Raw genomic sequence first — 13,261 nt, forward strand, 5'->3', positions numbered from 1 at the left:
ACGGTCAGCAGACGTCGATGACGACCTTTCCGATCGCCTTGCGGTCGGCGACGTAACGCAGCGCGGTCGCCGCCTGCTCCAGCGGGAACCGCGCGCCGAGGTAGGGCCGCAGCTTGCCCTCGGCGAACAACTGCGCAAGCTCGGCATCGTCGCGCGCGATGTCATCGGGATAGTCGGTGGCGAACGTCCGGATCTCCATGCCCTGCACGGTGATTCCCTTGAGCATCACCAGGTTCAACGGAATCCGGGGGATCTCGCCGGCCGCATAGCCCAGCGTCACGAACTTTCCGCCGCGGCCGAGACTACGCAGGGCGGGCTCGGAATATTTACCACCGACCGGGTCGAGGACCACGCGGGTGCCGGCCTCGCCGGTGATCTCCTTGAGCCGGCTCTTGAGGTCCTCCCGGTCATAGTCGATGACCTCCGTCGCGCCGCGGCGGCGGCATACCTCGAGCTTCTCGGCGCCCGATGCCGCCGCAATGACTTTGGCGCCCATCAGAACCGCGATGTCGACGGCGGCCAGGCCAACACCACCACCGGCGCCGAGGACAACCACCCAGTCGCCCGGCTGGACAGGAGCGACGGTACGCAGGGTGTAGTAGGCCGTTCGGTTGGTGACCCCGAATGCGGCGGCATCGGCAAAGTCGACACCGTCCGGAACGCGGGTCAGACCCCGCGCATCGACCAGCGCCTGCTCGGCGAACCCGCCGACGAACGTGGTGGCCGACACCCGATCGCCCGGCCGGAAGTCGACGCCATCGCCGACGGCCAGCACCTCACCGGCCAGCTCACTGCCCGGGCTGAACGGCGGCGGCACCTTGATCTGGTACTTGCCTGCTATCAGCAGCACGTCGGGATAGTTGACCGCGGCGGCATGCACCTTGACCACCACCTGGCCGGGACCCGGTGTGGGGTCCGGCAGTTCGTCGGTGACCAGATCCTCCGGGGCGCCGTACTCGCGGCAGACGACGGCGCGCATCAGCTCGTCGCTTCCGGCAGGCCGAGGCCTCGCAGGCAGAACCCGACGAGGTGGTTGATGTCCTTGCGACCCGGTTGGTCGGTGGAGTTCACGTAGCGGCGCATCGTGCCGACGGTACACACGAACACCGCGTCGGCATCACGCTGGGCATCGCTACTGCCGAGCTGGCGAATCGGCTCGACCAGCAGCTCGCGCATGGCTGCCAAGATCTCCTCCTCGCCGAGGCGGCGCTTGTCCGAGTCGGACATCTGCACCACCAGGGCGCGGCTCATTCCGATCAGCTCCGGATCGGCGACCTGCGCCAGCGCCCCGCTGATCCATCGGGTGATCTTGCCCTTCGGGGTGGATTCCTTGGCCATCTGGTGCTCCAGGTACGAAACCACCATTGCCGCACCGCGTTCCATGACCGCCAACATCAGATCGTCCTTGCCGGCGAAGTAGCGGTAGAACGCCTTGTTGGAGACGCCGGCCTCGGCGACGATGTCGCTGACCCGTGGTGCGTCGGGGGAGACCCGCTGCAATACCCGCAGCGCGGCAGCCAGGATGCGCTCCACGTCCTCGGTGGCCTCGCGTTGCCGGTCGTCGAGGGCTCGCACCACGGCGGCCGCGGCTCTGCTGGTCACGGCGAAACAGGAAGCGCGGGAATGCGATCGACCAAATGGCCGTACTTCTGCCGGGCCCGCTCGATCCGGTTGGGCAGGAACTCACTGGGCCAGACCGGATCCTCCGCCTCGTAACCCTTGAGAATTTGGCGGGCCAGGTTGACCTTGTGCGCCTCGGTGGGGCCGTCGGCCAGCCCCAGCGTGATGCCGCCCATGAGCACACTGGTCAACGGCATCTGGTCGGTCAGCCCCAGGCCGCCGTGCACCTGGATGGCACGCAGGCCGATGGACTTCAGCACACTGGCGGTTGCGATCTTGCAGGCCGCGATCTCCTCCCGTGCGGCCCGCTCACCGGCGGTGTCGACCAGCCATGCGGCGTGCAACACCATCAGCCGGAACTGGGTCAGCTCGACGAACGAGTCGGCGACCATCTCCTGGATCAACTGCTTGTCAGCCAGCAGACTTCCCTGTGTGAAGCGGCTTTTCGCCCGGCGGGCCATCGCGTCGATCGCTCGCTGGGCCACCCCGATCGAGCGCATCGCATGGTGCAGGCGCCCGCCGGCCAGCCGGGACTGGGCGACGCCGAAGCCGTGGCCCTCCTCGCCGAGCATCGCCGACGCGGGGACCCGGACGTTGTCGTAGTGCACCAGTGAGTGCCCAGGGTCATGGGAGTGCGAGCCGACCAGGTGGTGCGTCGCCTCGATGTGGACGCCGGGGGTGTCGGCGGGAACCAGGAATGTGGAAGCACCGGTGTGGACCGGCACGTCCGGATCGGTGATTGCGACCACGATGAAGAACGACGCCACCGAGGCGTTCGACGACCAATACTTGCGGCCGTTGATAATCCACTCGGTACCGTCGCGCACCGCGCGGGTGGTGAACACCCGCGGATCAGACCCGCCCTGCGGTTCGGTCATCGAGAATGTCGAGAAGATCTCCCCGGACAGCAACCCGGTCAGGTACCGCTGCTTCTGTTCCTCGGTGCCGAAGCGGGCGAGGATCTCGGCGTTACCGGTATCGGGTGCCTGGGTGCCGAAGATGATCGACGACCACGTGGCGCGGCCCAGGATTTCGTTGATCAGCGTGAGCTTGACGGCCCCGAAGCCCTGGCCGCCCAGCTCAGGCCCGAGGTGCGGTGCCCACAGACCCTGGTCGCGGACCTTCTGCTTGAGCGGGTCGACGATCCTGCGGCGCTCGTCGTCGAGCGGCAGGAACTCGCAACTCGGGAAGATCACTTCGAGCGGTTCGATCTCGTCGCGCACGAAATTCCGGATCCACTCGAGCTTCTCCTCGAATTCCGGCTCGGTGGAAAAGTCCCACGCCATCGTCGTACTCCTTTACGGGATTCCGCCGTCGACCCGAAGGATCGAGCCGGTGGTGAAGCTGGAGGCATCCGACATCAAGAACAGTGCGGCGCCGATGATTTCGGGCGGCTCGCCGGCCCGCTGCAGGGCGTGCGCCCTGAACGGATTTTCGGGACCGCTGGGTCCGTCTGTCGGGCCGAGCCCTAGGCCCCACGCCTTGCTGATATCGGTGAGGAACGGTCCTGGCATCAGCGTGTTGACCCGCACCGTCGGCCCGAACGCCGCCGCGAGACCTTCGGTCATCGCGTTCAGTCCGGCCTTGGATGCCGCGTACGGGATGAACGACGGATGCGGCCGCAGCGAGCCGTGGGTGCTGACGTTGATGATCACACCGCCGCCGTCGTCGACCATGCGTTCACCCACCAGTGCCGAAAGGCGGAACGGCCCTTTCAGATTCAGGTTCATCACCGCGTCGAACAGTTTCTCGCTGACATCGGAGAGCTTGTCGTAGGTCGGCGACATACCGGCGTTGTTCACCAGCACATCAAGCTTGCCGAACCGGTCGTAGACCGCGGTGACCAACCCGTCGAGCTCATCCCATCGCCCGACGTGCACGCCGTAGGGCATTGCGGTACAGCCTGTTTCGGCCTCGATCTCCTTGGCGGTCGCCACACAGGTGTCGAACTTGCGGCTGGCTATCACCACGTCCGCGCCGCAGCGCGCAGCCGCCATCGCCATCTCGCGGCCAAGGCCGCGGCTACCGCCGGTGACCAGCACTACGCGCCCGGTCAGATCGAAAAGAGCGTCTGCGTAGCCCATTCAGGCCTCCTCACCGGATTGCGCCAACCGGGCCGCGGTGGCGATCAGATCGGGCACCATCGCGCCGAAGGCCTCGACCACTTTCGGATCTGCCGTGCCACCGTTGACGGCGGCGGCGTAGGTCTTCTCCAGCACGATGCCCAGCTTCCAGTTGGCCAGCACCAGGTAGTAGTGGATGTTCTCGGTAGACAACCCGCTGACCTTCTCATAGTGCGCCAACAGCTCACTGCGGGTGGGCATACCGTCCATCGGAAGGTAGAAGCCGGTGTCCTTGGGATCCTCGCCGTCGTAGCCGAGCAGCGCCCATGCCACGTCCAGCAGCGGGTCGCCGATCGTGGTCATCTCCCAGTCCACGATCGCGGCCAGCCGCCCGGGTGTCCCGTGTGCGTACATGACGTTCGCGAACTGGTAGTCCCCGTGCATGATCCCGGGGGTGTAGTGCGCCGGCCGGTTGTCGCGCAACCACTGCGATGCCGCATCCAGCCCGGGCAGTTCGCGCACCTGGAACGCGGCGAGGAACGCCAGCCAGCGATCCACCTGTCGGTCGTGGAACCCGTCGGGTTTGCCGAAGCCCGCCAGGCCTTGGGCTTTCCAATCCACCCGGCCGAGCTTCGCCGCACCCTCGATCAGCTGGAATGCCAGGTCGCGGCGGGCGTCGAGGTCGGCGTCGAACGGCGCCTCCCAGCCGCTCTCCATCGGGCTCCAGCCGTCGACTTCCTTCATGAGATAGAACGGCTTGCCGAGCACCTCCCCACTCTCGTCGGCGGCCACCAGCTCGGCGTGCGGCACATCGGTGCCCTTCAACGCCCGTTCCAGACGGATTTCGCGAAGCAGCTCACCGAGGCGGCGCTCGTCGGCGCGTGGTCCGGGCATCCGCAACACCATGCCCTCACCACCCCGGTTGATCCGGTACAGCATGTTCTGCGAGCCGCCCTTGAGGACCTCGGCGACGGGCTCCTCGCCGTGACCGGGAGCGTCCTGGGTGTCGAGCCATCGGCCGAGCGTCGCGGTGTCGAGCTCCGCGGGGTTGTGCGTTCTCGTCATGGAACTCCTCAATCTCCGTTTGGAGAATAGCATTCTCCGCCTGCGCAGCCACTAGCCTTTGGCCAACGGATAGCGAAAGGGGCGGCGATGGCCGGACCGCTGGAAGGCATCAAGGTTGTCGAGCTCGGGGTGTGGGTCGCCGGGCCGGCCGCCGGAGGGATCCTGGCCGACTGGGGTGCCGACGTCGTCAAGATCGAACCGCCGACCGGTGACCCGGGCCGGATGTTCGGCCGGATGCTCGGCCTCGACGACGGCAGCAACCCGCCGTTCGAGATGGACAACCGGTCCAAGCGCAGCATCGTGCTCGATCTGACCACCGACGGTGGACTGGCGACCGCGCGCCAATTGCTCGCGGCGGCAGACGTTTTCCTCACCAACGTCCGGCCCGACGCGCTCGAGCGGCTCGATCTGGACTATCCGTCGGTGGCCGCCCTCAACCCGGGTCTGATCTATGGTCTGATCACCGGGTACGGCGAGACCGGGCCCGAGGCCAACCGCCCGGCCTACGACGTCGCCGCGTTCTGGGCCCGCTCCGGGGTCGCCGATCTGCTCACCCGTCCCGGCGACAGCCCACCGTTCCAGCGGGGCGGCATGGGCGATCACATGACCGGTATGACGCTGGCCGCGGCGATCAACGCCGCACTGGTCGCCCGCGCCCGCACCGGCGAAGGGCAACTGGTGACGACCTCGCTCTACCGCCAGGGCGCCTACACCGTCAGCTTCGACCTCAACACCTTCCTGCTGACCGGAAATCCGATCGCGATCGGTCAGCGCGAGACGATGTTCAACCCATGCATGAACAACTACCTTGCGGCCGACGGGCGGCGACTCTGGATCGTCGGACTTGAGGCAGATCGGCACTGGCCGTCGCTGTGCCGTGCGGTCGGGCGCCCGGAGTGGTTGACCGACAACCGGTTTGCCACCGCCCGGGACCGCGCGATCCATTCCCGTGAGCTGATCGCGACGCTTGACGAGATCTTCGCGACGAAGACGCTCGCCGAATGGGCTTCAGCGTTCGACGCCGAGCCCGACCTGTTCTGGTCGCCGGTGAACTCGATGGAGGACGTCCTCGCCGACGAGCAGTTCCACGCCGCGGGCGGCCTGGTCGACGTGCCCGACGGCGGCCCGATGATCGCCACACCGGCCGACTTCCACGGCACCCCGTGGGCGCCGCGCTCAGCCGCCCCGAAGCTCGGCGAGCACACCGACGAGGTCCTCGCCGAGCTCGCCGAACGTGCGGGATATCGTTGAAAATCGTCGAAGAATCCGCGACAACTCACACGCTCGGCGCGTGAAAGGACCCCCGCACCCATGCAGCTGCTGCTCGTCAGGCATGCCCTGCCACACCGCACCGAGGCCGGTGAAGGCAGCGACCCGGAACTGTCCGATGAGGGCTGGGACCAGGCTCGAAGGCTGCCCGAGGCACTGGACCGATTCCCGCTCGCCCGGCTGATCAGCAGCCCCCAGCGGCGCGCGCTGCAAACCGCCGAGCCGGTCGCGAAGGCCACCGGGCTGACCGTCGACATCGACGACCGGCTTGCCGAGTACGACCGCGGGCTGTCCCACTACGTCCCGATCGAACAGGTGCGCAAAGAGCGCCCCGAGGAGTGGGCGCGGATGGCCGACGGCCGGCTGCCCAGCACGGTCGACGAAGACGAGTTCCGCGGCCGGGTGAGTGCCGCGCTGAGCGATATCGTCGCTGCCGCCGACCACGACGAGACGGTGGCCGTATTCAGCCACGGCGGAGTGATCAACGTGATCCTGCATGAACTGCTCGGCACCAAACGGCTGCTGTCGTTCCCCATCGATTACGTGTCGATCACCCGCCTGCTCTACGCCCGCAGCGGGTTCGGCACGGTGGCGGCGGTCAACACCACCGAACATGTTTGGGATCTCTTGCCGCGCAACCAGCGCTATTAGCTATACATAGCTGGTGACTTCTCTGGACGGGCTCGATCTGGCGGCACTGGACAGGCATCTGCGATCGGCGGGCATTGCGCGTAGCGGTGAACTGCAGGCGGAGTTCATCTCCGGTGGCCGGTCGAACCTGACCTTCCTGATTTTCGACGACGCCTCCAGATGGGTGCTGCGCCGCCCGCCGCTACACGGGCTCACCCCGTCGGCGCACGATATGGCCCGCGAGTATCGAGTGGTCGCCGCGCTGGCCGGCAGTCCGGTGCCGGTCGCGCCCGCGGTCACCATGCGCGACGACGACTCTGTCGGAGGCGCGCCGTTCCAGATGGTGGAATACGTGGCGGGCCAAGTGGTCCGCACCCGCGCCGAACTCGATGCGCTCGGCGATGCGGGCGTGGTCAGCGATTGCGTCGACAGCCTCATCCGGGTGCTTGCCGACCTCCATGAGATCGACCCTGACAGCGTGGGCCTCGGTGACTTCGGTAAGCCCGTCGGATATCTGGAGCGTCAGGTGCGCCGGTGGGGTTCACAGTGGCAGCATGTTCGGCTGCCCGACGATCCGCGTGACACCGACGTCGAACGACTGCATTCCAAGTTGGCCGCCGCGGTGCCGTCGGAAAGTCGTAGCTCGATCGTGCACGGGGATTACCGCATCGACAACACCATCATCGACCCCGATGACCCGACAGTTGTTCGGGCGGTGCTGGATTGGGAGATGTCCACTCTCGGCGACCCGCTGGCGGACGTCGCGGTGATGTGTGTGCAGCGAGATCCGATGTTGGACCTGCTCAGCCAGGAGCACAAGTCGTGGACGGCACCCCAGATGCCGTCGGCCGACGATCTGGCTCAGCGCTATTCGGTGATATCTGGAAACCCGTTGGCGCACTGGGATTTCCAGATGGCACTCGGCTATTTCAAGCTGGCGATCATCGTGGCCGGTATCGACTTCCGGCGCCGGATGGCCGCGGATGCCGCCGACAGCGACGACCAGGCGGGAGAGGCTGTCGCCGTGCTGATCAGCCGTGGCCTGGAGGCGTTCGGCTAGGTCGTGCGGGCTGCACGCAGGTTCTTCTTGGCGGCGCGGCGGAGCTGGAAGATACGGGCCGCCCCGGCCAGTACGGTCACCAGGGCGCCGGCCACCGCGGCCATCAGGATCGCGACGCCCAATGGCAGGGACCAGTGCCAGCCCAGGAACGCGAACGACGTCGATCCGGTGTTCTGGGCGATGAAGATCAGCAGGACCGTCAGGATCAACAATCCGAAGATCAACGATGACCACAGTGCCGCGGCGCGGGTGAACTTGACCTCGTTGACTGCCTTGGCAGTGCCGGGCGCGGGAGGCTCCGAGGCCGGCGGCACCGACGGATTCGGCGTCGACTCGTAATTCGGGCCCATCGGTTCACTCGTGGTCACATAGTCATTGTTCCCACCCTGGCCGGGTAGAAACAATGGGGTTATGACAGATCTATAACGTTTGCGCTGATCTAAAGCTCGGCGTAGCAGGGTAAGTGTCGTTACTGTCGGCTAAACGGGTCGGGGTGAAAGGACGCGTATGGATGCGTCGCGGGGCGGCAAGCGACTGTGGTTTGCGGCGATCTTGTTCGCGCTCGTGCTGCCGGTGGTGGTTTCGTGTGGCAGCGCTAATCCCCTTGGCGGTGGATCGACATCGGGTGATCTGAAGAATCTGGTCGTCGGATCCGCGGACTTCCCGGAGTCGAAGATCATCGCCGAGATCTACGCCCAGGCCCTGGAGGCAAACGGTTTCACCGTGGGCCGGCAGTTCGGCATCGGCAGCCGCGAGACTTACATTCCCGCGGTGCGTGACCACTCCATCGACCTGGTGCCCGAGTACACCGGAAACCTCTTGCAGTACTTCGATTCCAAGACCACGGTGACGACGCCAGATCAGGTCGAGTTGGCGTTGTTCCGGGTGCTGCCCGGCGATCTGTCGATCCTGACTCCCTCGCCGGCCAACGACACCGACACCGTCGCCGTGTCCGAAGCCACCGCGCAGAAATGGAATCTGAAGACCATCGGCGACCTGGCCGCACATTCCGCGGAGGTCAAGTTCGGTGGGCCATCAGAATTCCAGAGTCGCACGGAGGGTCTGCCGGGTCTGAAGGCCAAGTACGGGCTGGACATCAAACCGGACAACTTCGTCTCGATCAGTGACGGCGGCGGCCCTGCGACGGTGCGTGCGCTGGTGGACGGCACCGTCACCGCTGCCGACATCTTCAGTACCTCACCGGCCATTCCTCAGAACAAGCTGGTCGTGCTGGAAGATCCGAAGAACAACTTTCTGGCGGCCAATGTCGTGCCGCTGGTCAGTTCGCAGAAGAAGTCCGATGAACTCAAGACCGTGCTGGATGCGGTCTCGGCCAAGCTGAGCACCGAGGGACTGATCGAACTCAACACCGCCGTGTCCGGCAACTCCGGCGTCGACCCCGACGAGGCGGCGCGAAAGTGGATACGTGACAACGGTTTCGACAAGCCGATCGGGAAATAGATGATCACCTTCGCAGGCGTCACGAAGACCTACCCGGACGGCACCGTCGCCGTCGATGACCTGAGCATGGAGGTGCCGACCGGCACGCTGACGGTGTTCGTCGGGCCGTCCGGCTGCGGTAAGACGACCTCGATGCGGATGATCAATCGGATGATCGAGCCCAGTTCCGGGACGATCACCCTCGACGGCCGCGACATCGCCGATGTCGACCCGGTCAAGCTGCGGCTCGGGATCGGCTATGTCATTCAGAGCGGCGGTTTGATGCCGCACCAGCGGGTTATCGACAACGTCGCCACCGTGCCGGTGCTCAAAGGCGAGTCCCGGCGGACCGCCCGCAAGGCCGCCTACGCGGTGCTGGAGCGGGTGGGCCTCGACCCCAAGCTCGGTGATCGCTATCCCGCGCAGCTGTCCGGCGGTCAACAACAGCGCGTCGGGGTGGCTCGCGCGCTGGCCGCCGATCCGCCGGTGCTGCTGATGGATGAGCCGTTCTCGGCGGTCGACCCGGTGGTGCGTGATGAGCTGCAGGCCGAAATTCTGCGCCTGCAAGGCGAATTGAAGAAGACCATCGTCTTCGTCACTCATGACATCGACGAGGCGATCAAACTGGGCGACCGGGTCGCGGTGTTCGGTCCGGGCGGCACCTTGCAGCAATACGACGCCCCCGCCCGGCTGTTGTCGAATCCCGCAAACGAGTTCGTCTCCGGGTTCATCGGTACCGACCGCGGCTACCGCGGCCTGCAGTTCCGCCAGGCATCCGGATTGCCGCTGCATGACATCCAGACGGTCACCGAGGCCGAGATCGATGCGCTGACCCTCGCGCCAGGGGACTGGCGACTGGTCACCAGGGACGACGGCCGGCCCTATGCCTGGCTGGACGCCGACGGCGTGCAACTGCATCGGGGTGGAAGTTCGTTGTACGACAGCACAATTGCGGGTGGATCGCTGTTCACCCCCGGGGGGACGCTGCGCCTGGCTCTCGATGCAGCGCTGTCCTCCCCGGCCGGCCTGGGAGTAGCCGTCGACGACGACGGTCAGGTGATCGGCGGGGTCAAGGCCGAGGATGTGGTCGACGCGCTGGAAAAGCAGCGAGCGACATGAACTATCTGCTCACCCATCTCGACAAGGCATGGGCGCTGACCGTGATCCACCTGCGGCTGTCCCTGGTTCCTGTGGTGCTGGGTCTGGTGATCGCGGTGCCGCTTGGCGCCTACGTGTGGCGAACGACCGCGCTGCGCCGGCTGACCACAGTGACGGCGAGCATCATCTTCACGATTCCGTCGCTGGCGTTGTTCGTGGTGCTGCCCCTGATCATCCCGACCCGGATCCTCGACGAGGCCAATGTCATCGTCGCGTTGACCCTCTACACCACCGCGTTGCTTGTGCGGGCGGTGCCCGAAGCGCTGGATGCGGTACCGGCCCAGGTGCGTGACGCCGCCACCGCGGTCGGCTACACCCGGGTCTCGCGGATGCTCAAAGTTGAACTGCCGCTGTCAATTCCAGTCCTTATCGCCGGTCTGCGGGTGGTGGCGGTGACGAACATCTCGATGGTGTCGGTGGGTTCGGTCATCGGCATCGGCGGGCTGGGAACCTGGTTCACCGAGGGCTATCAAGCCGACAAGAGTGACCAGATCGTCGCCGGCATCATCGCGATCTTCCTGCTCGCGATCGTCATCGACGTGCTGATCCTGCTGGCCGGCCGGTTGATCACCCCGTGGGCCCGGGTGAAGGCGGGCTCATGAACTTCCTGCAGCAGGCCCTCGACTACATCTTCACCGGCGCCAACTGGGGCGGCCGGGCCGGGCTGGCGGTCCGCATCGCCGAGCACCTGCAGTACACCGCCGTCGCGGTCGTCGTCTCCGCGCTCATCGCGATTCCCATCGGCCTGCTGATCGGGCATACCGGACGCGGGACCTTCCTGGTGGTCACCGGGGTCAACGCCCTGCGTGCACTGCCCACGCTGGGCGTACTGCTGCTCGGGGTGTTGCTGTGGGGGCTCGGGCTGCTGCCGCCCACGGTCGCGCTGATGCTGCTGGGCATCCCGCCGCTGCTGGCCGGCACCTATGCCGGGATCGCGAACGTCGACCCGGCGGTGGTGGATGCGGCCCGGTCGATGGGCATGACCGAGACCAGGGTTTTGCTGCGCGTCGAGGTACCCAACGCGCTGCCGCTGATTTTGGGCGGACTGCGCACAGCGACCCTGCAGGTGGTGGCGACCGCGACGGTGGCGGCCTACGCCAGCCTCGGCGGCCTGGGGCGCTACCTGATCGACGGCATCAAGGTCCGCCAGTTCTACCTCGCCCTGGTAGGTGCGTTGCTGGTAACGGTGCTGGCCCTGGCGCTCGATGCGCTGCTGGCGCTGGCCGTGTGGGCTTCGGTGCCCGGGTCGGGCCGATTCCGGCGGATGCCGCAACCGTTGCTCGACGACGAGGTCAGTTTGGATGCACGCGTACCCACATCACAGATGAGCCGCACTTCCCCACCTGGTTACGAACGGGGCGGCCCGTCGCATACGGTAGACGGGTGAGTGCAGCCAACGACTCGACCGAAAGCGCCTGGCCGGCGATCCTGACCTGGCGCGCGCACGATGATTCGCGGATGGAATCCGCCCGAGTCCAGCTATCAGGGAAGCGGATCAAGGCCTACGGCCGAATCGTCGCCGCGGCCGCCGAGACCAACCCGGCCTTCAGCGCTTCCTATGACCTGGTGACCGATGAGACCGGCGCTACCAAACGGCTGTCCATGAGCGTCACCCTCGCCGAGCGGGATCGGCAGCTGTCGATCGCCCGCGACGAGGAAGGCATGTGGCTCATCACCGATCACCAGGGCCAGTCGCGCGGTGCCTACGAAGGGGCGTTGGACGTCGACGTCGTCTTCAGCCCGTTCTTCAACGCCCTGCCGATCCGGCGCACCGGCTTGTATCAGCGGGTCGATTCGGTGACGCTGCCGGTGGTGTACGTGAGTTTGCCCGACCTGACCGTCAAGCAGGCCACCATCAGCTACGGCAGCTCCGGCCCGGACACCGGGGACGGCATCAAGCTGCACTCACCGGTCGCCGACACCACGATCACGGTCGACGCCGACGGCTTCATCGTCGACTACCCAGGACTGGCAACGCGGATCTGATCACGCCGCCGGCCCGACCGGCGGCGGCGAGCTCCGCGCGCCAATCCTCTTCCCCGATCGCGATGGTCACGATCTGCGGGCGCGAGAAGCTGTCGTAGCGCGCACGGGCGGCATGCCCGGCCTCGACGAGCTCGGCCACCGAACCCCTGTCGGCCAGCGATGCACGGGCCTGATTCAGTAACTCCAACGCGCGATCGAGAGTGGGCAGCAGCTGCTCGGCGTTCGCCTCGCACATGGCCCGAACCAGATCGGGGGCCGTCGCCGCGACCCGGGTGCCGTCCCGAAATGAGCCGGCCGCCAGAGCAAATGCCAGCGGAACCTCGCCCGCCGTCTCCGCCAATGCCTCGGCGAGCAGATGCGGAAGATGCGAAATGCTGGCCGCCGCAGCGTCGTGCTCGTCGGACGTGGCTGGGACGACGACGGCCTGGCAGTCCAGCGCCAGGTGCATCACCTGCTCCCACACCCGGGCATCGACGTGCTCGTCGACGGTGAGGACCCATGGTGCTCCCGCGAACAGTCTCGCGTCGCCCGCGCTCCACCCGGAGTGGGCGGTGCCGGCCATCGGGTGGCCGCCGACGTAGCGGTCGAGCAGGCCGGCCTTACGGACCGCATCGAGGACCGCGCGCTTGACGCTGATGACATCGGTCAGCGGGCAGTCGCCGGCGACGTCCTTGATGTGGCTGAGCAACTGCGACACCGCCGGCATCGGCACGGCCAGGACGATCAGCGCCTCGCGCTCGGCGGCCCACTCCAATGCCTCGGTGAGATCGGTGGTGGCGGAGAAACCGTCGAACCGCGCGCCCTGGGCGCCCTCGACGGATCGGTTGTAGCCGAGTGCTTCACGCCCGGCCCCGACCGCCGCTCGCAACACCGAGCCGCCGATGAGCCCGAGACCGAGGACGCACACGGGTGTCTTCGTCACATGTCCAGGTTGACACATCCAAACCGCACGGCAGATGGGTACCTGGTC

15 protein-coding genes are annotated in these 13,261 nt (G+C 66.6%); 8 read left to right on the forward strand and 7 right to left on the reverse strand.

Translation table 11 applies throughout. The features are described from left to right. Positions 1-4: 4 nt before the first annotated feature. From G6N32_RS01335 to G6N32_RS01355, 5 genes are read right to left on the reverse strand one after another with little or no spacing between them, the layout of a single operon-like run. Entirely contained in the window at positions 5-979 is a 975-nt protein-coding gene (locus tag G6N32_RS01335; protein WP_115317690.1) for an NADPH:quinone oxidoreductase family protein, read from the reverse strand. Beyond that, the gene (locus G6N32_RS01340) at positions 979-1,602 is read right to left on the reverse strand and encodes a TetR/AcrR family transcriptional regulator (RefSeq protein WP_115317689.1); all 624 of its coding nucleotides are present in this window, start codon (positions 1,600-1,602) and stop codon (positions 979-981) included. The genes G6N32_RS01335 and G6N32_RS01340 overlap by 1 nt, the downstream gene beginning before the upstream one ends. Beyond that, positions 1,599-2,906, reverse strand: coding sequence for an acyl-CoA dehydrogenase family protein (locus G6N32_RS01345; protein ID WP_115317688.1), 1,308 nt, complete (start codon positions 2,904-2,906; stop codon positions 1,599-1,601). Before G6N32_RS01345 ends, G6N32_RS01340 begins: the two co-directional genes overlap by 4 nt. Positions 2,907-2,918: 12 nt before the next feature. Continuing rightward, positions 2,919-3,704, reverse strand: coding sequence for an SDR family NAD(P)-dependent oxidoreductase (locus G6N32_RS01350; protein WP_115317687.1), 786 nt, complete (start codon positions 3,702-3,704; stop codon positions 2,919-2,921). Then, entirely contained in the window at positions 3,705-4,748 is a 1,044-nt protein-coding gene (locus G6N32_RS01355; RefSeq protein ID WP_115317686.1) for a phosphotransferase family protein, read from the reverse strand. 87 nt (positions 4,749-4,835) lie between these two features. Between G6N32_RS01355 and G6N32_RS01360 the strand changes: the two genes are divergently transcribed. The 3 genes from G6N32_RS01360 to G6N32_RS01370 are packed head-to-tail and all read left to right on the forward strand — an operon-like array spanning position 4,836 to position 7,707. After that, entirely contained in the window at positions 4,836-5,999 is a 1,164-nt protein-coding gene (locus G6N32_RS01360; protein ID WP_115317685.1) for a CaiB/BaiF CoA transferase family protein, read from the forward strand. Between the two features lie 60 nt (positions 6,000-6,059). Continuing rightward, positions 6,060-6,668, forward strand: a complete 609-nt coding sequence (locus tag G6N32_RS01365; protein WP_115317684.1) for a histidine phosphatase family protein — start codon at positions 6,060-6,062, stop codon at positions 6,666-6,668. Positions 6,669-6,681: 13 nt separating this feature from the next. Beyond that, a complete protein-coding gene (locus G6N32_RS01370) occupies positions 6,682-7,707 on the forward strand; it encodes a phosphotransferase family protein (protein ID WP_115317683.1) in 1,026 nt (341 codons plus the stop codon). On the opposite strand, the gene G6N32_RS01375 is transcribed toward G6N32_RS01370, so the two are convergent. After that, on the reverse strand, positions 7,704-8,057 hold the full coding sequence (locus tag G6N32_RS01375; RefSeq protein ID WP_115317682.1) for a LapA family protein: 354 nt from the start codon (positions 8,055-8,057) through the stop codon (positions 7,704-7,706). The two genes, G6N32_RS01370 and G6N32_RS01375, sit on opposite strands and share 4 nt — an antisense overlap. 157 nt (positions 8,058-8,214) lie before the next feature. Here G6N32_RS01375 and G6N32_RS01380 point away from each other — a divergent pair, with 157 nt between their 5' ends. The 5 genes from G6N32_RS01380 to G6N32_RS01400 are packed head-to-tail and all read left to right on the forward strand — an operon-like array spanning position 8,215 to position 12,291. Next, positions 8,215-9,168, forward strand: a complete 954-nt coding sequence (locus tag G6N32_RS01380) for an ABC transporter substrate-binding protein (RefSeq protein ID WP_115317681.1) — start codon at positions 8,215-8,217, stop codon at positions 9,166-9,168. Further along, positions 9,169-10,266 carry an ABC transporter ATP-binding protein gene (locus G6N32_RS01385; RefSeq protein ID WP_115317680.1) on the forward strand — a complete coding sequence of 366 codons (1,098 nt, stop codon included), beginning with the start codon at positions 9,169-9,171 and terminating at the stop codon, positions 10,264-10,266. Next, a complete protein-coding gene (locus G6N32_RS01390) occupies positions 10,263-10,907 on the forward strand; it encodes an ABC transporter permease (protein ID WP_115317679.1) in 645 nt (214 codons plus the stop codon). Before G6N32_RS01385 ends, G6N32_RS01390 begins: the two co-directional genes overlap by 4 nt. Next, entirely contained in the window at positions 10,904-11,692 is a 789-nt protein-coding gene (locus G6N32_RS01395) for an ABC transporter permease (RefSeq protein ID WP_115317678.1), read from the forward strand. Before G6N32_RS01390 ends, G6N32_RS01395 begins: the two co-directional genes overlap by 4 nt. Next, on the forward strand, positions 11,689-12,291 hold the full coding sequence (locus G6N32_RS01400) for a putative glycolipid-binding domain-containing protein (protein ID WP_115317677.1): 603 nt from the start codon (positions 11,689-11,691) through the stop codon (positions 12,289-12,291). The genes G6N32_RS01395 and G6N32_RS01400 overlap by 4 nt, the downstream gene beginning before the upstream one ends. Here the strand turns inward: G6N32_RS01400 and G6N32_RS01405 are convergent. Continuing rightward, positions 12,254-13,198 carry a prephenate dehydrogenase gene (locus tag G6N32_RS01405; RefSeq protein WP_232077856.1) on the reverse strand — a complete coding sequence of 315 codons (945 nt, stop codon included), beginning with the start codon at positions 13,196-13,198 and terminating at the stop codon, positions 12,254-12,256. The two genes, G6N32_RS01400 and G6N32_RS01405, sit on opposite strands and share 38 nt — an antisense overlap. Positions 13,199-13,261 lie beyond the last annotated feature (63 nt).

The sequence above is a fragment of the Mycolicibacterium aichiense genome, from assembly GCF_010726245.1.
In the GTDB taxonomy this organism is placed as follows: domain Bacteria; phylum Actinomycetota; class Actinomycetes; order Mycobacteriales; family Mycobacteriaceae; genus Mycobacterium; species Mycobacterium aichiense.